The following is a 21,066-nucleotide window of genomic DNA, read 5'->3' on the forward strand; positions in this document are numbered from 1 at the left end:
GCTTGTCAGACGTCAGCGCCGCGGGTGATCTCGCGGGCGGCCGCCACCGCCGCCAGCTTGTCCGGGTTGCGCATCGCGTAGAAGTTCGTGATCAGCCCGTCGACGATCTCGACGGTGAACACGCCCTCCAGGCGGTCGGCGCTGTAGAGCAGCACCGCGGGTGCGGAGTTGCAGACGCCCATGTCCACCCGCACGTCGGGCATCTGTGCGCCCTGCCGCAGCAGCCCGATGACGGTGCGGGCGACCTTGTCGGCTCCGACGACGGGCCGCCGGGCCGCGCTGGCCTTGCCGCCGCTGTCAGCGGTCCACACCACGTCGGGGGCCAGCATCGACAGCACCGTGGTGAGGTCGCCGCCCGCCGCCGCGGTCATGAACTCCGCGGTGACCCGTGCGCTCTCCTCCGGGTCCACCGGGGCGTAGCGCGGCCGGCGGGCCTGGACGTGGCTGCGGGCCCGGTGCGCGACCTGACGGGCCGCGGCCGCAGATTTGCCGACCGCGGCCGCGATCTCGTCATAGTCGAAGCCGAACACTTCGCGCAGCACGAACACCGCCCGCTCCTCGGGACGCAGCGTCTCCAGCACCACCAGCATCGCCATCGAGACCGACTCGGCCAGTACGACATCGGCCGAGGGATCGTGCTCGGTGAGCAGCAGCGGCTCGGGCAGCCACGGCCCCACGTACTCCTCGCGGCGTCGGGCCCCGGCCCGCAGCGCGTTGAGCGCCTGACGGGTGACCAGGCTGGCCAGGTACGCCTTGACGTCGCGGACCTCGGCCAGATCGACCTCGGCCCAGCGCAGGTAGCTGTCCTGCAAGACGTCATCGGATTCGGTTGCCGAGCCCAGGATCTCGTAGGCGATGGTGAACAGCAGCGGCCGGAGCTCGGTGAACCGTTGGGCGTGTTCGCTTCTCACACCGCAGCCCCCCGTTCCGATTGGCCCTGTGCGGCCTGGGCCGCCCGGGCGCCGCCCTTCATCCAACGGTACGAGCCCGGCTTGGCGGCCTCGCCCCGAATCCACTTCACCGTGTACTTGCAGATCGACTCCTTGACCACGGCGCCAAGGCGGCCGCCGATGAACGCCTTGATCGGGGTGTCGTCGCGGCGCGACAACTGTACGGTCGCCGCGTGGCGCCCCACGCTGATGCACTGCGACACGAACGCCTGGTCCAGCGCGACCGGTGAGGTGCCGGCGATGCGGGCCAACACGGTGTTGGCGGCTTGGGCGCCCAGCGGCAGGGCGGCCTGGCAGCTCATCCGCAGCGGCTGGCCCGAGGGGGCCACGGCATCCCCGGCCGCCATGATCCACGGGTTGTCGACACTGGTCAGGGTGTCGTCGGTGAGCAGTCTGCCCAACGCGTCGGTGGCCAGTCCACTGGCTGTGGCCAGGTCCGGCACGCCGAATCCTGCCGTCCAGACCGTCACCGCGCTGGGCAGCACGGTGCCGTCGCGCAGCACCAGAGCGTCGGCGCGCACCTCGGCGACGACCGCGCCCTCGCGCACGTCGACACCCAGTTTGCGCAGTGCCTTGGCCACCGAGCGCCGGCCCGCCGCGTGCAGTGACGGTCCCAGCATTTCACCGCAGACCAGGGTCACCGGCCGACCTTGTCCGGCCAGTTCGGAGGCCGCTTCGATACCGGTCAGTCCACCGCCCACCACGGTCACCGGGGCATCCGGCGCCACCGCGGTCAGGCGCGCCAGCAGCCGGGTCGCATGCTCCAATTCGCTGATCGAGTAGGCGAATTCGGCGGCACCGGGAACCGCCGGAGTGATCGCCCCGGTGCTGCCCACCGCATAGATGAGGAAGTCGTAGCGCAGGACGGTGCCCGATGCCAGCTGGATGCGCCGGTCGGCGGCGTCAATCCGGGTGGCCGAGTCGACCAGCAGCCGGACTCCGTCGCCGAGCAGTTCGGGGTAGTCGATGGTGGCCGTCCCGGTGCCGGCGACGTACTGGTGCAACCGGATCCGCTCGACGAATGCCGGGCGCGGGTTGACCAGGGTGATGTCGACGTCGGGGTGCTGGCGCAGCCGGTTGGCGGCCAGGGTGCCGGCGTAGCCGCCGCCGATGATGACGACTTGGATGCGGGTCATGAGGTGCTCCTGTCTCTCAAGGGTTATGCCCTCAAGACACCGCGCGCCTGCCAGATGTGACAGCTTGTGGCCCAGATCACGGGCCCGCCGTCACGTTCAGGGTTGGTAGCGCGGAAACACCCCGGACGGCGCCGGGAGCGAAAGCCCGGGCACCAGACGCTCGGGCACGGCGGTGAACATCCGCTGCTCATCGGTCTGGCCCAGCAGGTCCAGCAGCTTGCCCGCCGATTCGGGCATCACCGGCTGCACCAGCAGCGCCGCGATCCGCACCGCCTCCAGCGTGGTGTACAAAACCGTGCCGAAGCGGGCCTGATCGTCCGCGGACTCGCTCTTGGCGAGCTTCCACGGCTCGTTGGCCGAGAAGTACCGGTTGGCTGCGCCCAGCATCTGCCAGATCGCTTCCAGTCCCACGTGCATGGACTGCGCGCTGAACGCCACCCGCATCTTCTCCAGCAGCGCGTCGGCCAGGGCCAGCAGTTCGTCGCCGTCGGCGGCCTGGGCGGTCGGCTCGGGCACCACCCCGTCAAGGTTCTTGGCCACCATCGACAGCGAGCGCTGCGCCAGATTGCCCAGCTCGTTGGCCAAATCGGCATTGACCCGGCCGATCATCGCCTCATCGGAGATGCTGCCGTCCTGGCCGAACGGGATCTCGCGCAGCAGGAAGAAGCGCACCTGATCCACGCCGTACTTGTCGACGAACTCGACCGGGTCGATCACGTTGCCCACTGACTTGCTCATCTTCTCGCCGCTGTTGAGCAGGAAGCCGTGCGCAAAAACCCTGCGCGGCAACTCGATCCCGGCCGACATCAAGAAGGCGGGCCAGTACACCGTGTGGAACCGGATGATGTCCTTGCCGATCATGTGCAGATCGGCGGGCCAGTACCGCTTGAAGATTGGCGAGTCGGTGTCGGGGTAGCCGACGCCGGTCAGGTAGTTGGTCAGCGCATCCACCCAGACGTACATGACGTGGTCCGGATGCCCGGGCACCGGCACGCCCCAATCGAACGAGGTGCGCGAGATCGACAGGTCCCGCAGCCCGCCGGAGACGAAGCTGACCACCTCGTTGCGGCGCACCTCGGGGGCGATGAAGTCCGGATTCGCCTGGTAGTGCGCCAGCAGCTTGTCGGTGTAGGCCGACAGCCGGAAGAAATAGGTCTGCTCCTCGGTCCAGGTGACCGGCGCCCCGGTTTCGTTGGCCACCCGCGAGCCGTCCGGCGTCAGCCGGGTCTCGCCCTCGGTGAAGAACCGCTCGTCGCGCACCGAGTACCAGCCGGAGTAGGCGTCCAGATAGATGTCACCGGCGTCGACCATGCGCTGCCAGATCGCCTTGGACGCCTCCAGGTGATCGGCGTCGGTGGTGCGGATGAACCGGTCGAAGGAAACGTTGAGCTTGCGCTGCAGCCGCTCGAACACATCGGAGTTGCGCCGCGCCAGCTCCGCGGTGGGAATGCCCTCGGCGGCGGCGGTCTCGGCCATCTTCAGCCCGTGCTCGTCGGTGCCGGTCAGGTACCGCACGTCGAATCCGTCGAGCCGATGGAATCGGGCGATCGCGTCGGTGGCGATGTACTCGTAGGCGTGGCCGATATGCGGATCACCGTTGGGGTAGGTGATCGCGGTGGTGACGTAGAAAGGCTTCATCACCGTTCACCCTATTGTGTGCGGGTGAGCTCGAAACGATCAGGCAAAACTCCGCCGCCCGCACCGCAGGAGCTCAGTCCGCTGGTCGACGCCCACACCCACCTCGATGCCTGCGGCGCCTCCGACGCCGCTTCGGTGCGCGCGATCATGGACCGCGCCGCCGCGGTCGGGGTGCAGGCGGCGGTGACTGTCGCCGACGACCTGGCGTCGGCTCGCTGGGTGACCCAGGCCGCCGACGCCGACGATCGGGTCTATGCGGCGGTCGCGCTGCATCCGACGCGGGCCGGCACCCTGACCGAGGGGGCCCGCACCGAGATCGAGGCGCTGGCCGCCCACCCGCGGGTGGTGGCGGTCGGGGAGACCGGCATGGATCTGTATTGGCCCGGGCGCTTAGAGGGCTGCGCGGACCCGCAGACCCAGCGGGAGGCCTTCGCCTGGCATATCGACCTGGCCAAACGCACGGGCAAACCGCTGATGATCCACAACCGCGCCGCCGACGCCGCCGTGCTCGATGTTTTGCGCGCCGAAGGCGCTCCCGAGACGGTGATCTTCCACTGTTTCTCGTCGGGCCCCGAGATGGCTCACACCTGCGTCGACGCCGGCTGGATCTTGAGCCTGTCCGGCACGGTCAGCTTCAAAAATGCGCGTGACCTGCGGGAAGCGGCGGCATTGATACCGCAGGAGCAACTGTTGGTGGAGACCGACGCGCCGTTTTTGACTCCGCATCCGTACCGCGGTGCACCGAACGAGCCCTACTGTCTGCCATACACTGTCAGGGCGCTGGCTGAGCTGTTGGGAACATCGGCGGCCGAGCTGGCGCAGGTGACGAACTGCAACGCCCGGCGTGTGTACGGGCTGGACTGAAGGTCGAGCAGGTCACAGTCGGTTGCCGACCGCCGGTAGGTTCGTTACCGTTCCGTTATCGAACCTGGGGGGCAGGAGCAACTGCCCCTTCGCTGTGTCTGCTGCTGTCTTGAACGTAGTGAGGTTTTTCTGTCTTGAACGCTTTGACCAGGTTGCACCAGGCGCCATCGCCGATGCTGCGGCTTCTGGTCGGCGCTTTACTACTGGTGCTGACCTTTGCCGGCGGCTTTGCGGTTGCCAGCGTCAAGACCGTGACGTTGGACGTTGACGGAACTCCGATCACCGTCACCACCATGCGGTCGCGGGTCATCGACGTCGTCGCCGAGAACGGTTTCAACCTCGGCGAGCGTGACGATGTGAGCCCCGCGCGCACCGCCCGGGTGAACGACTCCGACACGATCATGGTCCGTCGCGGCCGGCCGCTACAGGTGTCCCTGGACGGGCGCGAGCCCCAGCAGCTGTGGACGACGGCGCTCTCGGTGGACGAGGCGCTGGCCCAGCTGTCGATGACCGACACCGCCCCCGCCGCGGCATCGCGCGGTAGCCGGGTCCCGCTGGCCGGGATGGCGCTGCCGGTCGTCAGTGCCAAGACCGTCACGCTCGACGACGGCGGTGTGGTGCGTACGGTGCACCTGGCCGCGCCCAATGTCGCCGAACTGCTGGCCGCCGACGGCGCCCCGCTGGAGCAGGCTGACAAGGTCATCCCGGCCGCGTCGACCCCGATCACCGAGGGCATGGCGATCCAGGTGACGCGGATCCGGGTCAAGCAGGTCACCGAGCGGGTGCCGCTTCCCCCGCCCGCCCGTCGCATCGAGGACCCGGCGCTGAACATCAGCCGGCAGGTCGTCGAGGACCCGGGGACTCCGGGCACCCAGGACGTGACCTACTCGGTGGCCACCGTCAACGGCGCCGAGACCGGCCGCCTGCCGGTCGCCAATGCGGTGGTGGCCCCGGCCCGCGACTCGGTGCTGCGGGTCGGCGCCAAGCCCGGCACCGAGGTGCCGCCGTCGGTGTACGGAGCAGCCTGGGACCGCATCGCCAACTGCGAGTCGCACGGAAACTGGGCGATCAACACCGGCAACGGCTTCTACGGCGGCGTGCAGTTCGACTACGGCACCTGGGTGGCCAACGGCGGTCTGAAGTACGCACCGCGCGCGGATATGGCGACCCGCGAAGAGCAGATCGCGATCGCGGAGGTCACCCAGGCCCGGCAGGGCTGGGGCGCCTGGCCGGTGTGCAGCGGGAGACGCTGACCATCGGGCTACTCGGGGCCGGTGACATCAGGGCCCTGGCGAATGAACTCGACCTGCGGCCCCGGAAATCACTGGGACAGAACTTCGTTCACGACGCGAACACCGTGCGCCGGATTGTGGACGGCGCCGGTATCACCGCCGACGACCATGTCCTCGAAGTCGGGCCTGGGCTCGGCTCGCTGACCCTGGCACTGCTCGAACACGGCCCGACGGTGATCGCCGTCGAAAAGGATCCGGTGCTGGCCACCCGGTTGCCGCAGACCATCGCCGAACACGCGCCCGCCGACGCCACCCGGTTGGAGGTGCTCGGCGCCGATGTCTTGACCCTGCGCCGCGACCAGGTGGCGACCGCGCCGACGGCGGTGGTGGCAAACCTGCCCTACAACGTTGCGGTCCCGGCGCTGCTGCACCTGCTGTCGGAGTTCGACTCCATTCGCACCGTCACGGTCATGGTGCAGTTGGAGGTGGCCGAGCGGCTGGCCGCCGAGCCGGGTGGCAAGGACTACGGGGTGCCCAGCGCCAAGGCACGGTTCTTCGGCGCCGTGCGCCGCTGCGGCACGGTGCCGCCCAGCGTGTTCTGGCCGGTGCCGCGAGTGAATTCCGGGCTGGTGCGCATCGATCGCCACGAGGCCGCCCCATGGCCGGTCGACGACGCGTTTCGCCGACAGGTCTTCAGGCTGATCGACGCCGCATTCGCCCAGCGCCGCAAGACCGCCCGCAACGCGATCGCCGACTGGGCCGGCTCGGGCGCGCGGGCTGCCGAGCTGTTGGAGGCGGCGGGCATCGATCCGATGAGTCGCGGCGAAACCCTGGCGATCGCGGACTTCGTGCGGCTGCTTCAGGTCTCGGCGGCTTTGGCGGGCCCGGCGTGCGACAGCAGCGCGCGGGACAACTCTTCGACGAAATCGGCGCAGGACTCGTAGCGGCGCGCCGGAAACTTCGCCAGCGCACGTTGCACCACCACATCGGCGGCCCGCGCCGCCGGACCGAGCGTGTCGGACAGCGGCGGCGGTAGCAGCCGCAGGTGCGCATCGGCCAGATCGGCTGCGCACTGAGCGGGGAAGGGCGGCGCTCCGGTAAACAGCTCGACCGCCGTGCAAGCCAAGGCGTATTCGTCGGTGGCCGCCGATGGGGCCTTGCCCTGCAGGATCTCCGGTGCGGTGTAGGGCAACGAGACTTCGGGGTTTTCGGGATGTCGGGCCCGGTGCCACACGTCTTCGACGACGGCGTGGGCCGCTCCGAAATCGGTCAGCACCGCCCCGGCGCGGCCGAAGTCCGCGTGGATCAAGATGTTGGCGGGTTTGACGTCACAGTGCACGATGCCGCGACGGTGTGCGTAGTCGAGCGCGGCGGCAATCTGGGTCAGCGCCGCCAGGCGATCGTCGAGCGAGCGCAGACCGGTCACCTTACCGCCGTCGACGTACTGCATGGCCAGCCAGAACGGGCCGTGCCGGTACACCGCGACGATGTTGGGGTGCTTGAGGGCGCCCGCGAACGCGAACTCGCGATCCAGCCGGGCCTGCTCGGCGGGGGAGCGGTGCGCCTCGTCGAGGACCTTCAGTGCCACGGGCACGTCGGGGGCGCTGCGGTGGTGGGCCAAATACACCCCGGCGTGCCCGCCGCGGCCGACCTCGCGCTCGATCAGGTAGCCGCCGTAGTCGCCGGCTGCGTTCATGACCTCAGATTAGGACGCGCACAGCTACCTCGCAGAAAACTGAGAGTAGCATGATCGAATTACAAAAAAGCGATGACATTTGGCTGGTGCGAGGTGAATAATCGACCGATTGCAGCAGCATTCCAGGGAGGCCGCCATGACAACTCTGTCCCATCGCAACCTGAGTTCCATCGGTGCCGTGCCCTTGACCCTGGCCGCCATTGCCGCCCTCGGTGTCGCACCCGTGGTGGCGCCCACCCTGGCCGCGACCGCCAAAACGGTGGTCGCCCAGACGACTCTGCTGGACACCGAGTCGTGGATCATGGGCGGCAGCGGGCTGCCGATCCCGCCGCCGAGCTACCTGGCTGCCGTCACCGATCGGTTCATTGACCCGGCGACGCCGAAGTTCGAGGGGCAGCCGACCTTCCCGGTGGACGCCGCCAACCCGCTGTTCACCCCGGAGGGTCTCTACCCGCTCACCGGCGTGAAGACGCTGCCGCTGGACACCTCGCTGGCCCAGGGCTCCACCATCCTGTACCAGAAGATCATGGAAGAGGTTGGCAAGGGCAATGACCTTGTCGTACTGGGGTATTCGCAGAGCGGTGTGATCAACGGGCTGGTCATGGACCAGCTGCTGGCCCTGCCCGAGGACGAGCGCCCGACCTCCGACGAGCTGTCCTTCGTGACGCTGGGCAGCCCGGCCAACCCCAACGGCGGCCTGTTGGCCCGCTTCGACGTCCCCGGGGTTCCGCTGAGCCTGCCAGCCCTCGGCGTCACGTTCAGCGGGGGTGCCCCGTCTGAGACGCCCTGGGAGACGGCCAATTACATCCAGGAATACGACGGCTTCGCTGACTTCCCGAAGTATCCGCTGAATTTCCTGGCCGACCTCAACGCCTTCTTGGGCATCATGTTCATTCACGGCACCTACCCGACGCTGACCGATGCCCAGCTGGCGACGGCCATCGAGCTGGACACCTCCGACGGCTACACCGGCAACAACCAGTACTTCATGATCCCCACCGAGGACCTGCCGTTGCTGGCGCTGTTGCGCGGCAACGCATTCGGCAACGCGTTTGCCGACCTGTTGCAGCCGGCCCTGCGGGTGCTGGTCAACCTCGGCTACGGCAACATCGAGCACGGCTGGGACCAGGGTCCGGCGGACATCTCCACGCCGTTCGGAGTGTTCCCCGACGTCAACCCGATGGACGTGCTCACCGCCCTGGTCAACGGCGCCGAGCAGGGTTGGAACGACTTCATCGCCGACCTGCAGAACATCGGGTCCGGCGGCGCCTCCGACCTGTTCGACTTCAGTGGCGGCCCCGCGGACTTCTCGCTGCCGAGCCTGACGGACATCGTCAACACCTTCAGCAGCGCCGCGGCGACCTTGTACGCGACGCTGCTGCCGACCGCCGACATCATCAATTCGCTGATCACCACGCTGCCGGCCTACTCCGCGAGCCTGTTCTTCAACGAACTGATGTCGGGAGATCTGCTGAACGCGATCGGGATGCCGCTGGCGGCCACCACCGGGTTGGTCACCATGGCCGGCGGGTTCGAGGTGGAGGTCCTGATGAACGCCTTCAGCTCGATCAGCGCCGACTTCTCCGACCTGTTCTCCTGATCGGGTAGGCACTGCTGGCCAGAGCCCGGGGTACTACGGCCCCTCGGAGCCGCCGTAGCCCGATAGTCTCATCGGCGTGACCGCATCCGACGGCAATACCGCCACCGAGTGGTCCCCGACCGGTTCGGTGACGGTGCGGGTACCGGGCAAGCTCAACCTCTACCTGGCCGTCGGTGACCGTCGAGATGACGGTTACCACGAGCTGACCACCGTGTTCCACGCGGTTTCGTTGGTCGACGAGGTGACCGTCCGCGACGCCGACGTGCTGTCGCTGCGGGTCAGCGGCGAGGGTGCCGATGTGCTGCCCACCGATGAGCGCAATCTGGCGTGGCAGGCCGCCGAGCTGATGGCCGAGTACGTGGGCCGGGCTCCGGACGTGGCGATCAGCATCGACAAGTCCATTCCGGTGGCCGGCGGCATGGCCGGTGGCAGCGCCGACGCCGCGGCGGTACTGGTCGGCATGAACGTGCTGTGGGAGCTCGGCGTGCCGCGCCGCGACCTGCACTCGCTGGCCGCCAAGCTGGGCAGCGACGTGCCGTTCGCGTTGCACGGCGGCACCGCGCTGGGCACCGGACGCGGCGAGGAGCTGGCGACGGTGCTCACCCGCGAGACCTTCCACTGGGTGCTGGCGTTCGCCGACCGGGGGCTGTCGACGCCGGCGGTCTTCGGTGAACTGGACCGGCTGCGCGACACCGGGCGCAAGCTGCCGGAGTCGGGTGAGCCCGAGCCGGTGCTGGCGGCGTTGGCCGCCGGTGATCCAGAGCGCCTGGCCGGATTGCTCGGCAATGACCTGCAGGCCGCGGCCGTCAGCCTCAACTCGGGCTTGCGTCGCACGTTGCGCGCCGGGGTAGAGGCAGGTGCCCTGGCCGGTGTGGTGTCCGGCTCCGGCCCGACGTGTGCGTTCCTGTGCTCCTCGGCGCAGTCGGCGGCCGACGTCGCCGTCGAACTGTCGGCGCTCGGCGCGGGGCGGGCGGTGCGGGTGGCCAGCGGCCCGGTCTATGGCGCTCGCGTGGTGCCGTCGTCGGTGAGCGGGGCCTGACCGAGCCGCCGATCCGCGGGTAGATTTGCCCGTGGATTAAGAGGAGTTTAAGATAGCCCGCGGTGACTATTCGCGGCCAGGACAACCCTGCCAGCCAGACGCTCTCCGATCTGGTGGGCCGCGCATTACGGTATCGAGATCTAACCGCCACCGAATTGTGTGCGTGTGCCTCTCGCGATGTGGTCTAAAGCAGGTGGAACATGAAATCTGAGCCCGTATGGAACGTACTGGTGCCGGCTAGGAGGCCGTCGTGAGCAGGTTTACCGACAACATGTTCCGCAGTGCCCGGGAGTCGTCGAAGGGCATGGTGACGGGTGAGCCGCACACGCCCGTCCGGCACACCTGGGCCGAGGTCCACGAACGCGCCCGGCGTATCGCCGGCGGGCTGGCCGCGGCCGGCGTAGGCCCGGGCGACGCGGTCGGGGTGCTGGCCGGCGCCCCGGTGGAAATCGCCCCCACCGCCCAGGGTGTGTGGATGCGCGCGGCGAGCCTGACCATGCTGCACCAGCCGACCCCGCGTACCGACCTGGCGGTGTGGGCCGAGGACACCATGACCGTCGTCGACATGATCGACGCCAAGGCCGTCATCATCTCCGACCCGTTCATGCCGGCAGCCCCGGTGCTGGAGGAGAAGGGCCTGAAGGTCGTCACGGTTGCTGACCTGCTGGCCGCCGAACCGATCGACCCGGAAGAAGCCGGTGAGGACGATCTGGCGCTGATGCAGCTGACGTCGGGATCGACCGGTTCGCCGAAGGCCGTGCAGATCACCCACCGCAACATCTACTCGAACGCCGAGGCGATGTTCATCAGCGCCGAGTACGACGTCGACAAGGACGTCATGGTCAGCTGGCTGCCGTGCTTCCACGACATGGGCATGATCGGGTTCCTCACCGTGCCGATGTATTTCGGTGCCGAGCTGGTCAAGATCACCCCGATGGACTTCCTGCGCGACACCCTGCTGTGGGCCAAGCTGATCGACAAGTACAAGGGCACCATGACCGCGGCCCCGAACTTCGCCTACGCGCTGTTCGCCAAGCGGCTGCGCAAGCAGGCCACGCCGGGGCAGTTCGACCTGTCCACGCTGCGGTTCGCGCTCTCGGGTGCAGAGCCGGTGGAGCCGGCCGACGTCGAGGACCTGATCGACGCCGGTAGGCCGTTCGGGCTGAACCCGACCGCCATCCTGCCGGCCTACGGTATGGCCGAGACGGTGCTGGCGGTGTCCTTCTCCAAGTGCAATGCGGGCCTGGTGGTCGACGAGATCGACGCCGACCTGCTGGCCGCGCTGCGCCAGGCGGTGCCGGCCACCAAGGGCAACACCCGCCGACTGGCCTCGCTGGGTCCGCTGTTGGAGGGCATCGAGATCCGGATCGTCGACGAGCACGGCAATTCGTTGCCGCCGCGTGGGGTCGGAGTGATCCAGCTGCGCGGTGAGCCGGTGACGCCGGGCTACCTGACCATGGCGGGCTTCCTGCCGGCGCAGGACGAGCACGGTTGGTATGACACCGGCGACCTGGGCTACCAGATGGAAGACGGTCACGTCGTGGTCTGCGGCCGCGTCAAGGACGTCATCATCATGGCGGGCCGCAACATCTACCCGACCGACATCGAGCGGGCCGCGGGCCGAGTCGAGGGCGTGCGCCCGGGCTGTGCGGTCGCGGTGCGCCTGGACGCCGGGCACTCCCGGGAGACGTTCGCGGTGGCGGTGGAATCCAACGCCTGGCAGGACCCGGTCGAGGTACGCCGCATCGAGCACCAGGTCGCCCATGAGGTGGTGACCGAGGTCGACATGCGGCCCCGCAACGTGGTGGTGCTCGGGCCGGGCAGCATCCCCAAGACTCCGTCGGGCAAGCTGCGCCGGGCCAACTCCGTCGCGCTGGTCACCTAGGCGTCCCCTTTCCCGCGAGGGAGCGTGTTTGTACGCGACACGCCGGGCTTTTGCGTACAAGCACGCACGCTCGCCGCGGAAAGCTGGGTCAGCCCCAGGCGTGGACGACGTTCTGGGCCGGTTCCAGGCCCAGCTCGATCAGCAACTCGGTGGCGTCGGCGGCCTGCTCGCAGATCGTCGGTAGCTCGTCGCGCTCGCGCGCACCGAACGCCTGCAGCACGTAGGCTGCTGGATCTTGGCGCCCCGGCGGTCGGCCGATCCCGAGGCGGACCCGCTGAAAGTCCTTGCTGCCCAAGACGGTCGCGATAGAGCGCAGGCCATTGTGGCCGCCCTCACCGCCGCCCTGCTTGAGCCGGATCCGGCCGAAGTCCAGATCGAGGTCGTCGTGAATCACCACGATGCCGCCGGTGGGGACCGAATAGAACTTGGCCAACGGCCCCACCTGGCGGCCCGATTCGTTCATGTAGCAGCGTGGCCGGGCCAGCACCACCGAGCGCCCGCTTAGGCGCCCGGTGGCCACGTCGGCACCCGATTTCTTGTGCAGCTTGAACGCCGACCCGATCCGCTCGGCGAGCAGGTCGACGACCATGAAGCCGACGTTGTGTCGGGTGCGTGCGTAGTTCGGGCCCGGGTTGCCCAGGCCGACCACCAGTATCGGTGGTGACTCGGCCACGCGGTGCTCGGCTTACTCGGACTCGGCGGCCGGGGCCTCGGCGGCTTCCTCGCCCGCCGCTTCGGTCTCGGCCGGCTCCTCGGCGCTCGGTGCCTCGATCACGTTGACCAGCAGCAGCTCGGGGTCGGAGATCAGGTTCACGCCCTTGGGCAGCTCGAGAGCGCCGGCGGTGAACTGGGTGCCGGCCTCGGCGCCTTCGATCGAGATGGTCAGCTGCTCGGGGATCGACAGTGCCTCGGCCTCGATCTCCACGGCGGTGGCGTCCTGGGTGACCAGGGTGCCGGAAGCGGCGTCGCCCTCGATGACGACGTTGACCTCGACGGTGACCTTCTCGCCGCGGCGCACGACCAGCAGGTCGGCGTGCTGGATGGTGCGACGGATCGGGTGGATCTCGAGAGCCTTGGTCAGCGCCAGCTGCTCCTTGCCCTCGATGTCGAGGGTGAGCACGGCGTTGGTACCGGAGTGGCGCAACACGGCCGCGAAGTCGTGGGCCGGGAGCTCCAGGTGCTGCGGCTCGGTGCCGTGGCCGTAGAGTACCGCGGGGACCCGGCCTGCGCGGCGGGCCCGGCGGGAGGCGCCCTTGCCGGTCTCGGTCCGCACCGAGACGGTCAGCTGGTTGGTGGTGGATGCGTTCTTAGCCATGGGGAACTCCTTGGTTGCTACGGCGTGCATGAGGCACGGCCAGATCGCGACAACCATCTAGGAGGTCCTCGTCGATAACGGCGGCCGAATGGTGGCCGCCCTCGCCGTGACGCCTGGTCAGGCTAGCGCATCGGCAGCTCAGAGCGGAAATTGAACCCCGGTGAGCTGCGCAGACAGCTCCCACAGTCCGGCGGCCGTGGAACCGCGCTTGGCCAGCAGGCTGCGGCCCACCGACCCGCTGCGGCCGACAATGCCGAAGCGCGGACCGATGAAGGTGTTCCCGGACAGGTCCTGCGACGCCGCATACAGGGTTTGGCGCGCCCCGAAGTCGGGGCTGGTGGCGAACAGGCCGTTGCCGAAGGTGCGCATCATCAGGTCGCCGATCCGGTTACCGGTCTGGCCCTGCAGGTTGGTGCTCGAATAGCCGGGATGGGCGGCCAACGCGCGAAGCGGTGAACCCGCCGCCACGAGCCGGCGTTGCAGTTCGCTGGTGAACAGCAGATTGGCCAGCTTGGCCTGACCGTAGGCGAGCCATGCCGAATACCGCCGCGACTCCCAGTTCAGGTCCTTGAGGCTGATGTAGCCCATCCGGTGCAGGGCCGACGACACCGTCACCACCCGGTCGGTGAGTTTGGGCAACAGCAGGTTGGTGAGCGCGAAATGACCCAGGTGATTGGTGCCGATCTGAGCCTCGAAGCCGTCGACGGTTTTGGCGTAGGGCACCGCCATGATGCCGGCGTTGTTGATCAGCACATCGACGCTCGTGGTCTCGTCGGCGAACCGCCGCACCGAGGACAGGTCCGCGAGATCCAGGGCACGAACCGTCACCCCACCTGTAGGGCCGGGCATGCCCGCCGCGGCGGCCTGGCCCTTGGCGGTGTTGCGGACCGCCAGGGTGACGGCGGCGCCGACCCGGGCCAATTCGCGCGCGGTCACGGCGCCCAAGCCGCTGTTGGCTCCGGTGACGATGACGGATCGGCCGGCGAACGACGGCAGATCGGTGGCAGACCAGGAGGCCATGGCTGACACTCTAACGAGGCGCCGGCAGCTGCGCCGGTATGCCGATCAGACTCGAGGAGCGACGTGAAGCCATGGACCACCCTCGGATTGATCGTCGTGATGCTGGCCGCGGTCGGTGGCTGCGGCAACCGGCAGCCGTCCGAACCCGCTAGCCCGGCGCCGGCACCGTCCGCCGATCAGGTCCGTCAGATCGCCAAGGAGGCCTACGTCTACGGCTTCCCGATGGTGGACTCCTACCGCATCCGGCACGCCTACTTCGTCGACAAATCGGGTCCGCAGTACAAGGGTGATTGGAATCAGACGCACAGCGCTGCAAGGGTTTACACGCCCGATGACACCACCGTGCAGACGCCGAACTCCGACACCCCCTACACCATGCTGGGCGCCGACCTGCGGGCCGAGCCGTTGGTGCTCACCGTGCCACCGATCGAGGCGCCTCGCTATTACTCGCTGCAGTTCATCGACGCCTACACCTACAACTTCGCCTACGTGGGCAGCCGGACCACCGGCAACAACGGCGGCAGGTACCTGCTGGCCGGGCCCGGCTGGACGGGCGACAAGCCCGACGGCGTCGACGAGGTGATTCGCGCCGAGACCGACTTCGCACAGGTCATCTACCGCACCCAGCTGTTCGACCCGGCCGACATCGACAACGTCAAGAAGATCCAGGCCGGTTACACCGTGGAGCCGCTGTCGGCCTACCTCAAGCAACCCGCGCCGAGCGCCCCGCCGGTGGATTTCATTGCGCCACTGACACCTGACGAGCAGAAGACGTCGCCGAGGTTCTTCGAGATCTTGAGCTTCCTGTTGAAGTACGCGCCGGTGTTGCCGGGGGAGCAGGACCTGCGGGCCCGGTTCGCCAGTCTCGGTATCGGCCCCGACGGCGCCTTCAACGCCGACGAACTCAGCGCCGAGAGTCGCGACGCCGTCCAGGCCGGGATGGCGCAGGCCTGGGCGGAACTCAACGCATTCAAGAAGGACAAGCTGGACACCGGTCAGGTGACCTCGGGACAGTTGTTCGGGACCCGGGAGTTCCTCGCCGGCAACTATCTCTACCGGATGGCCGGTGCGGTGCTCGGGATCTACGGCAACTCGCAAGAGGAGGCCATTTATCCGGTGGTGGCCGTGGATTCCGACGGCGCGCCGCTGAGTGGTGCCAACGGATACACGCTGCGGTTCGCGCCGGATGCACTGCCGCCGGTCAACTCGTTCTGGTCGCTGACCATGTACAAGATGCCCGAAAGCCTGCTGGTGGCCAACCCGATCGACCGATACCTGATCAACTCGCCGATGCTGCCGGATCTGACCCGCGATCCCGACGGCGGAATCACCGTCTACGTGCAGAGCCAGTCCCCGGGCGCGGGCAAGGAAGCCAACTGGCTGCCCGCACCCGAGGGGCCGTTCCAGATGATCCTGCGGCTGTACTGGCCCAAGGAAGCAGCGCTGGGCGGCATCTGGGCACCGCCGAAGGCGGTGAAGAACTAGGCCGGCCTAGTTGCAGTTGTTGGCGTGCACCCAACGGCCGTTGTAGCCCACGCAGGTGTTGATCGGCGGAGGCGGCGGGGGCGGCGGCGGAGGCACGTCTTCGGGCAGCGGCGCGTAGTAGGCCGGCGGCGGTACCGGGTCGGCGCATCCGCTGACATAGACCCGGCGACCCACACCGACGCAGCCTTGCGCGGTGGCGGTGCCGGCCGGCGTGAACACGACCACGGTCCCCGGCAGGCTGGTCAGGGCCAGTGCCGCGACGACCCAGATCCGGCGTGCCATCACTGGTCCAGCAGTGGGCGCTCGGGCTGGGGCAATCCGCAGCGGGCGCGGAAGTCAGCCAGCGGCTGGCGCAGCCCCAACAGGTCGGAGTGGGCCTGCGGGTTGTCGGCGAAGAAGCCGCGAACCGCCTCGGGCACTTCGTCATCGGGCCGGTTGTGCAGACCGGTGTAGAACTCGTTGACGTCCGGATGCGCGTAGAGGTAACCCGACGTCGAGGCGGCGACGCCGGTGGCAACGTTGGCCATGTCGGCGGCGGTGCAACCGGGCTGCGGGTCTGCCAGCGCGGTGGCCGGTGCCAGCAGGCCGGTCGCGACGGCGGCCACGCCGAGGCCGGCAAGGCTCAGTGAGGATAGGCGAACGAGGGACATCGCGGAACTCCCTTCAGGCGGGTGCGTCACTTTAACAAGACCCGAGTCCGGTGGGGGTCACTTCGCAGTGACGGTGAAGCCCTTCATGATCGCCTCGACATCGGTGGCATCCTTGGGCGCCTCTTCGGCCGGGGCGGTGACCGCCAGCTGCACCAGGTAACGCTGTTCGGCCGGTGCCGAACCGGTGGCGATCACCATCCGGAACCAGCTGTGCAGGCGCTGACCGTCCATGTCGTAGGTGCCCTGGACCATCGAGGACGGAAAACCTTGGTAGTCCTCGTTGGAGGCGTCCAGCAGTCGGAAGTTCGGTGAGAGCTGGGCGTCGACCACACCGTGCTTGATGGCCTCTTTCGAGTCGAATTTCCCGTTGAGCTTGACCACACTCAGAATCGCCCGGGGAAACTTCTCGCCCTTGCCGAGCACCAGAGTGGTGGCGGGCAGCATCGGGTTTTCTTTCTTCGTCCAGCCCGCCGGTGTCGGGATCGACACGGTCAGGTCGGTCGGTGCGTTGGGGGCCACCGCTTCGGCGGCCACTCCCTGGTCCTCGAGGTAGCGCCCCACGCTCACCGGGGCCTCCGGCTCCGAGGAAGTGGTGGGCGTGCTGCCGTTACCCCAAATCGAGTGATAGTCAGGGGTTTTGCTGCCGCACGCGGATGTCGTGCCGACCATCGCCGTGCACGCCAGGGCCACGGCCGCCAAGCGCAGCGAGGTCACAGGATCTCGCGGACCGCGTCAATCGGACGGGCCAACCGGGTGCCGTTACCGGTGACGACGAACGGCCGCTGGATCAGGATCGGGTTCGCAGCCATCGCGTCGAGCAGTTCGTCGTCGGACGCGCCGGACAGGTTCAGCTCGGCGTACACCGCCTCGCCGGTGCGCACCGCGTCGCGCACACCGATGCCGGCGGCGCTGATCATCTCCGCCAGCTCCGCACGCGACGGCGGGGTCTTCAGGTACTCCACGACCGTCGGCTCGATACCGTTCTCGCGCAGCAGATCCAGCGTCTTGCGCGAAGTCGAGCAGCGCGGGTTGTGATAGACCACCCCGTCAGTCATGTCAGGCGTCTCCGTCGAAAAGTCCGGTGACCGAGCCGTTTTCGAATACCGCCCGGATGGTGCTGGCCAGCAGCGGAGCGATCGACAGCACGGTCAGCGCCGGGAACTGCTTGTCCTCGGTGATCGGCAGGGTGTTGGTGACGATCACCTCGCTGGCGCCGCAGGCCGCCAACCGCTCGGATGCCGGGCTGGACAGCACGCCGTGGGTGGCGGCGATCACCACATCGACTGCCCCCGCTTCGCGCAGCAGGCCGACCGCCCCGGCGATGGTGCCGCCGGTGTCGATCATGTCGTCGGTGATCACACAGGTCTTGCCGGCGACCTCGCCGACCACCCGGTTGGCTTTGACCTGGTTGGGCACCCGCGGATCACGAGTCTTGTGGATGAAGGCCAGCGGCACGCCGCCCAGCGAGTCCGCCCACTTCTCGGCGACCCGCACCCGGCCGGAGTCGGGGGAGACCACCACGACGTCCTTGCCGTTGTTGAGGTAATTGTCCCGGATGTAGCCACACAGCAGCGGCTGGGCGCGCATGTGGTCGACCGGGCCGTCGAAGAAGCCCTGGATCTGGTCGGTGTGCAGGTCCACCGTGACGATCCGGTCGGCGCCGGCCGTCTTGAGCAGGTCGGCGACCAGGCGGGCCGAAATCGGTTCGCGGCCGCGATGCTTCTTGTCCTGGCGGGCATACGGGTAGAACGGCAGGATCGCGGTGATCCGCTTGGCGCTGCCCCGCTTGAGCGCGTCGATCATGATCAGCTGTTCCATCAGGTGCTGATTCAGCGGCGCGGGGTGCGACTGCAGAACGAAGGCGTCGCAGCCGCGCACGGACTCGTCGAAACGCACGAAGATCTCGCCGTTGGCAAAGTCCCGGGCGGTCTGCGCGGTGACCGGTACGTCCAGTTCTTTGGCGACCTGATCAGCCAGCTCCGGGTGCGCACGACCAGCGAAGAGCATCAGGTTCTTGCGATTGTCTGTCCAGTCGTGGCTCACGTGCTGCCCCCGCCGTAGGAGATTGTGGATTTCGGTCGAGTTAACTCGGGCCTTATGGTACGTAGCCCGGTGCGCGATTTCGCCTCGGGCTGCCTCAACGCGATCAAGCTCACGATGACAGGTCGGGTGGAGTCTGGCCGGGTTCTTCGGCACTGTTCGCTGTGTCGGCCGCCGCGGCGGCCTGGCTGCCGGGCCGCTTGCGCTGCACCCAGTTCTCGATGTTGCGCTGCGGGCCGGCTGAGACCGCCAGTGCGCCCGGCGGCACATCATGGCGCACCACGGTCCCGGCGCCGGTGTAGGCGCCGTCGCCGATGGTGACCGGCGCGACGAACATGGTGTCCGAACCGGTGCGCACGTGCGAGCCGACTGTGGTCCGTCGTTTGGTCTGGCCGTCGTAGTTGACGAAGACGCTGGAGGCGCCGATGTTGCTGTGGTCGCCGATGTCGGCATCACCGACGTAGGTCAGGTGCGGAACCTTGGTCCCGGTGCCGATGGTCGAGTTCTTGGTCTCGACGAACGCGCCCAGCTTGCCGTCGGCGCCCAGCACGGAGCCGGGACGCAGGTAGGTGAACGGGCCGACCGTCGCACCGTCGCCGATCGATGACGAGGTGGCGTGGCTGCGGATCACGGACGCACCGTCGCCCACGGTGACATCGGTCAGGGTGGTGTCGGGGCCGATCGTGCAGTGCGCCCCGACGGCGGTGCGGCCGAGCAGCTGGGTTCCGGGGGCGACCGTCGTGTCGCGTCCGATGGTCACGTCCACGTCGATCCAGGTGGTGGTGGGGTCGACGATGGTGACGCCGGCCCGCTGATGGGTGGCCACCAGGCGGCGGTTGAGCTCGCCCGCCAGCGCGGACAGCTGCACCCGGTCGTTGACGCCGGCCACCAACGCCGCGTCGTCGACATGGCGGGCGTGCACCACTTGGCCGTCGCCGCGGACGATGCCGATCACGTCGGTGAGGTACAGCTCGTGCTGGGCGTTGTCCGAGCCCAGCCGGCCCAGCGCGGAACGCAACGCGGCGATGTCGAAGGCGTACACCCCGGCATTGACCTCGCGGATCTCACGCTGCGATTCGGTGGCGTCGGCCTGCTCGACGATCGCGGTGACCTCGCCGTCCTGGGTGTGCAGGATGCGGCCGTAGCCGGTGGGGTCGGCCAGCGTGGTGGTCAGCACGGTGACCGCGGCCGGGGCGACGCGGTGGGTGTCGATCAGCGCCTGCAGCGTGGCGGTGTCCAGCAGCGGAATGTCGCCGGAGGTGACGACGACGGTGCCGGTGAAGTCGTCGGGCAGGGCTGCCAGGCCGCACAGCACCGCATGCCCGGTGCCGAGCTGCTGGTCCTGCAGGGCGATGTCGATGGGAAAGTCCAGGGCTTGCGCCAGCTCGGCGACCGGCCCGGTGATGCGTTCGTGCGCGTGGCCCAACACCACCACCAGGTGACGGGGTCCGACGCCGGCGGCCGCCTGCAGGCAGTGCGCCAGCATGCTGCGCCCGCCCAGCTCATGCAGCACTTTGGGGGTGTCGGAGACCATCCGGGTGCCGGCTCCAGCCGCCAAGACGATGACGGCGTCCTGGCCTGCCTCCTGGGGCGACTGTGCGTGTTTGTGCGTCGACACGCCGCCTAGCCTGTCATTCTGCGCACGTTCGCGGCAAAGGGGTGGGGCAATTCCGTGAGCTCCGTCGCCAGGACTCGAACCTGAACTATCTGAACCAAAATCAGAGGTGCTGCCGATTACACCACGACGGATCGGTGTTCCGCAGTGACTTTAGTCCGACGACGGCGAGGGCCGCCCGCGGCCCGAGTAAGAAGTCGGACAATCCGGTCTCGTCCCACGGACTACCCTGGTCGCGTGGCTGGTCTGGACAAGGACGGCCGGGCGCCGCGAGCCCGGATGACAGGTAGCGAGCGTCGTCACCAACTGATCGATGTCGCCCGCTCGCTATTCGCCGAACGCGGGTATGAGGGCACCTCCATCGAGGAGATAGCGCAGCGCGCCAACGTGTCCAAGCCCGTGGTCTACGAACACTTCGGCGGCAAAGAGGGGCTCTACGCCGTGGTGGTCGACCGTGAGATGTCGGCGTTGCTGGACGGCATCACCACGTCGTTGACCAAGGCGACCAACAACCAGTCCCGACTGCGAGTGGAGCGCGTCGCGCTGGCCTTGCTGACCTACGTCGACGAGCACACCGACGGATTCCGCATCCTGATCCGCGACTCTCCGGCGTCGATCAGTTCCGGCACCTACTCGACCCTGCTCAACGACGCGATCGGCCAAGTGTCGTCGATCTTGGCCGGCGACTTCGCCAAGCGCGGCCTGGACCCCGAGACCGCGCCGCTGTACGCCCAGGCGCTGGTCGGTTCGGTGTCGATGACGGCCCAATGGTGGCTCGACGTACGCGAGCCCAAGAAGGAAGTGGTGGCCGCGCACCTGGTCAACCTTTGCTGGAACGGACTGACTCACCTCGAGTCCGATCCGACCCTGCACGACGAATAGGGCATGTACCGCAACGCAA

General features: G+C 68.2%; 21 protein-coding genes and 1 tRNA gene. 8 read left to right on the top strand and 14 right to left on the bottom strand.

Annotation, left to right across the window (positions count from 1 at the left end):
* Positions 1–5 precede the first annotated feature (5 nt).
* The 3 genes from ACKY0W_RS05070 to metG all read right to left on the bottom strand — a co-directional run bounded on the left by ACKY0W_RS05070 (position 6) and on the right by metG (position 3,724).
* The gene (locus ACKY0W_RS05070) at positions 6–911 is read right to left on the bottom strand and encodes an RNA polymerase sigma-70 factor (protein ID WP_406756017.1); all 906 of its coding nucleotides are present in this window, start codon (positions 909–911) and stop codon (positions 6–8) included.
* Positions 908–2,086: an NAD(P)/FAD-dependent oxidoreductase gene (locus ACKY0W_RS05075; protein ID WP_409436655.1), complete on the bottom strand. Its 1,179-nt coding sequence runs from the start codon at positions 2,084–2,086 to the stop codon at positions 908–910. Before ACKY0W_RS05075 ends, ACKY0W_RS05070 begins: the two co-directional genes overlap by 4 nt.
* Before the next feature lie 96 nt (positions 2,087–2,182).
* Complete coding sequence (gene metG, locus ACKY0W_RS05080) at positions 2,183–3,724, bottom strand: methionine--tRNA ligase (protein ID WP_409436656.1); 1,542 nt, start codon at positions 3,722–3,724, stop codon at positions 2,183–2,185.
* 18 nt (positions 3,725–3,742) lie between these two features.
* Here metG and ACKY0W_RS05085 point away from each other — a divergent pair, with 18 nt between their 5' ends.
* The 3 genes from ACKY0W_RS05085 to rsmA all read left to right on the top strand — a co-directional run bounded on the left by ACKY0W_RS05085 (position 3,743) and on the right by rsmA (position 6,764).
* Positions 3,743–4,588 (top strand): TatD family hydrolase, encoded by an 846-nt coding sequence (locus ACKY0W_RS05085; protein WP_409436657.1) that lies wholly within the window; start codon positions 3,743–3,745, stop codon positions 4,586–4,588.
* A gap of 134 nt (positions 4,589–4,722) precedes the next feature.
* The gene (locus tag ACKY0W_RS05090) at positions 4,723–5,841 is read left to right on the top strand and encodes a transglycosylase family protein (RefSeq protein ID WP_409436658.1); all 1,119 of its coding nucleotides are present in this window, start codon (positions 4,723–4,725) and stop codon (positions 5,839–5,841) included.
* Positions 5,814–6,764 (top strand): 16S rRNA (adenine(1518)-N(6)/adenine(1519)-N(6))-dimethyltransferase RsmA, encoded by a 951-nt coding sequence (gene rsmA, locus ACKY0W_RS05095; RefSeq protein ID WP_409437654.1) that lies wholly within the window; start codon positions 5,814–5,816, stop codon positions 6,762–6,764. Before ACKY0W_RS05090 ends, rsmA begins: the two co-directional genes overlap by 28 nt.
* On the opposite strand, the gene ACKY0W_RS05100 is transcribed toward rsmA, so the two are convergent.
* The gene (locus tag ACKY0W_RS05100; RefSeq protein WP_409436659.1) at positions 6,680–7,516 is read right to left on the bottom strand and encodes a serine/threonine-protein kinase; all 837 of its coding nucleotides are present in this window, start codon (positions 7,514–7,516) and stop codon (positions 6,680–6,682) included. The genes rsmA and ACKY0W_RS05100 overlap by 85 nt on opposite strands.
* Before the next feature lie 136 nt (positions 7,517–7,652).
* Between ACKY0W_RS05100 and ACKY0W_RS05105 the strand changes: the two genes are divergently transcribed.
* The 3 genes from ACKY0W_RS05105 to ACKY0W_RS05115 all read left to right on the top strand — a co-directional run bounded on the left by ACKY0W_RS05105 (position 7,653) and on the right by ACKY0W_RS05115 (position 12,040).
* Positions 7,653–9,116, top strand: a complete 1,464-nt coding sequence (locus tag ACKY0W_RS05105) for a PE-PPE domain-containing protein (protein WP_409436660.1) — start codon at positions 7,653–7,655, stop codon at positions 9,114–9,116.
* A 76-nt stretch (positions 9,117–9,192) separates the two neighbouring features.
* Positions 9,193–10,155: a 4-(cytidine 5'-diphospho)-2-C-methyl-D-erythritol kinase gene (locus ACKY0W_RS05110; protein ID WP_409436661.1), complete on the top strand. Its 963-nt coding sequence runs from the start codon at positions 9,193–9,195 to the stop codon at positions 10,153–10,155.
* Positions 10,156–10,405: 250 nt separating this feature from the next.
* A complete protein-coding gene (locus ACKY0W_RS05115; RefSeq protein ID WP_409436662.1) occupies positions 10,406–12,040 on the top strand; it encodes a fatty acyl-AMP ligase in 1,635 nt (544 codons plus the stop codon).
* A gap of 88 nt (positions 12,041–12,128) precedes the next feature.
* Here ACKY0W_RS05115 and pth read toward each other — a convergent pair whose 3' ends face one another.
* The 3 genes from pth to ACKY0W_RS05130 all read right to left on the bottom strand — a co-directional run bounded on the left by pth (position 12,129) and on the right by ACKY0W_RS05130 (position 14,375).
* Positions 12,129–12,713 (bottom strand): aminoacyl-tRNA hydrolase, encoded by a 585-nt coding sequence (pth, locus tag ACKY0W_RS05120; protein WP_409436663.1) that lies wholly within the window; start codon positions 12,711–12,713, stop codon positions 12,129–12,131.
* A gap of 12 nt (positions 12,714–12,725) precedes the next feature.
* A complete protein-coding gene (locus ACKY0W_RS05125; RefSeq protein ID WP_409436664.1) occupies positions 12,726–13,355 on the bottom strand; it encodes a 50S ribosomal protein L25/general stress protein Ctc in 630 nt (209 codons plus the stop codon).
* A gap of 138 nt (positions 13,356–13,493) precedes the next feature.
* Positions 13,494–14,375: an oxidoreductase gene (locus ACKY0W_RS05130; RefSeq protein WP_409436665.1), complete on the bottom strand. Its 882-nt coding sequence runs from the start codon at positions 14,373–14,375 to the stop codon at positions 13,494–13,496.
* 99 nt (positions 14,376–14,474) lie between these two features.
* Here ACKY0W_RS05130 and ACKY0W_RS05135 point away from each other — a divergent pair, with 99 nt between their 5' ends.
* Positions 14,475–15,860 carry a DUF1254 domain-containing protein gene (locus tag ACKY0W_RS05135; RefSeq protein ID WP_409437655.1) on the top strand — a complete coding sequence of 462 codons (1,386 nt, stop codon included), beginning with the start codon at positions 14,475–14,477 and terminating at the stop codon, positions 15,858–15,860.
* 6 nt (positions 15,861–15,866) lie between these two features.
* Here ACKY0W_RS05135 and ACKY0W_RS05140 read toward each other — a convergent pair whose 3' ends face one another.
* The 7 genes from ACKY0W_RS05140 to ACKY0W_RS05170 form a co-directional block, all read right to left on the bottom strand.
* On the bottom strand, positions 15,867–16,142 hold the full coding sequence (locus ACKY0W_RS05140) for a hypothetical protein (protein ID WP_409436666.1): 276 nt from the start codon (positions 16,140–16,142) through the stop codon (positions 15,867–15,869).
* Entirely contained in the window at positions 16,142–16,510 is a 369-nt protein-coding gene (locus tag ACKY0W_RS05145; protein WP_409436667.1) for a heme-binding protein, read from the bottom strand. The genes ACKY0W_RS05140 and ACKY0W_RS05145 overlap by 1 nt, the downstream gene beginning before the upstream one ends.
* Positions 16,511–16,567: 57 nt before the next feature.
* Entirely contained in the window at positions 16,568–17,224 is a 657-nt protein-coding gene (locus ACKY0W_RS05150) for an LpqN/LpqT family lipoprotein (RefSeq protein WP_409436668.1), read from the bottom strand.
* On the bottom strand, positions 17,221–17,565 hold the full coding sequence (gene arsC, locus ACKY0W_RS05155) for an arsenate reductase (glutaredoxin) (RefSeq protein ID WP_409436669.1): 345 nt from the start codon (positions 17,563–17,565) through the stop codon (positions 17,221–17,223). Before arsC ends, ACKY0W_RS05150 begins: the two co-directional genes overlap by 4 nt.
* Before the next feature lies 1 nt (position 17,566).
* Positions 17,567–18,553: a ribose-phosphate diphosphokinase gene (locus tag ACKY0W_RS05160; protein ID WP_308485882.1), complete on the bottom strand. Its 987-nt coding sequence runs from the start codon at positions 18,551–18,553 to the stop codon at positions 17,567–17,569.
* 109 nt (positions 18,554–18,662) lie between these two features.
* Positions 18,663–20,168: a bifunctional UDP-N-acetylglucosamine diphosphorylase/glucosamine-1-phosphate N-acetyltransferase GlmU gene (glmU, locus tag ACKY0W_RS05165; RefSeq protein ID WP_409436670.1), complete on the bottom strand. Its 1,506-nt coding sequence runs from the start codon at positions 20,166–20,168 to the stop codon at positions 18,663–18,665.
* Positions 20,169–20,227: 59 nt separating this feature from the next.
* Positions 20,228–20,299, bottom strand: a tRNA-Gln gene (locus ACKY0W_RS05170).
* Positions 20,300–20,444: 145 nt separating this feature from the next.
* Here ACKY0W_RS05170 and ACKY0W_RS05175 point away from each other — a divergent pair.
* The gene (locus ACKY0W_RS05175; protein WP_024442510.1) at positions 20,445–21,047 is read left to right on the top strand and encodes a TetR/AcrR family transcriptional regulator; all 603 of its coding nucleotides are present in this window, start codon (positions 20,445–20,447) and stop codon (positions 21,045–21,047) included.
* The last annotated feature ends 19 nt before the right edge of the window (positions 21,048–21,066 follow it).

Source organism: Mycobacterium sp. SMC-14, from assembly GCF_046250075.1.
Taxonomy (GTDB): Bacteria; Actinomycetota; Actinomycetes; order Mycobacteriales; family Mycobacteriaceae; genus Mycobacterium.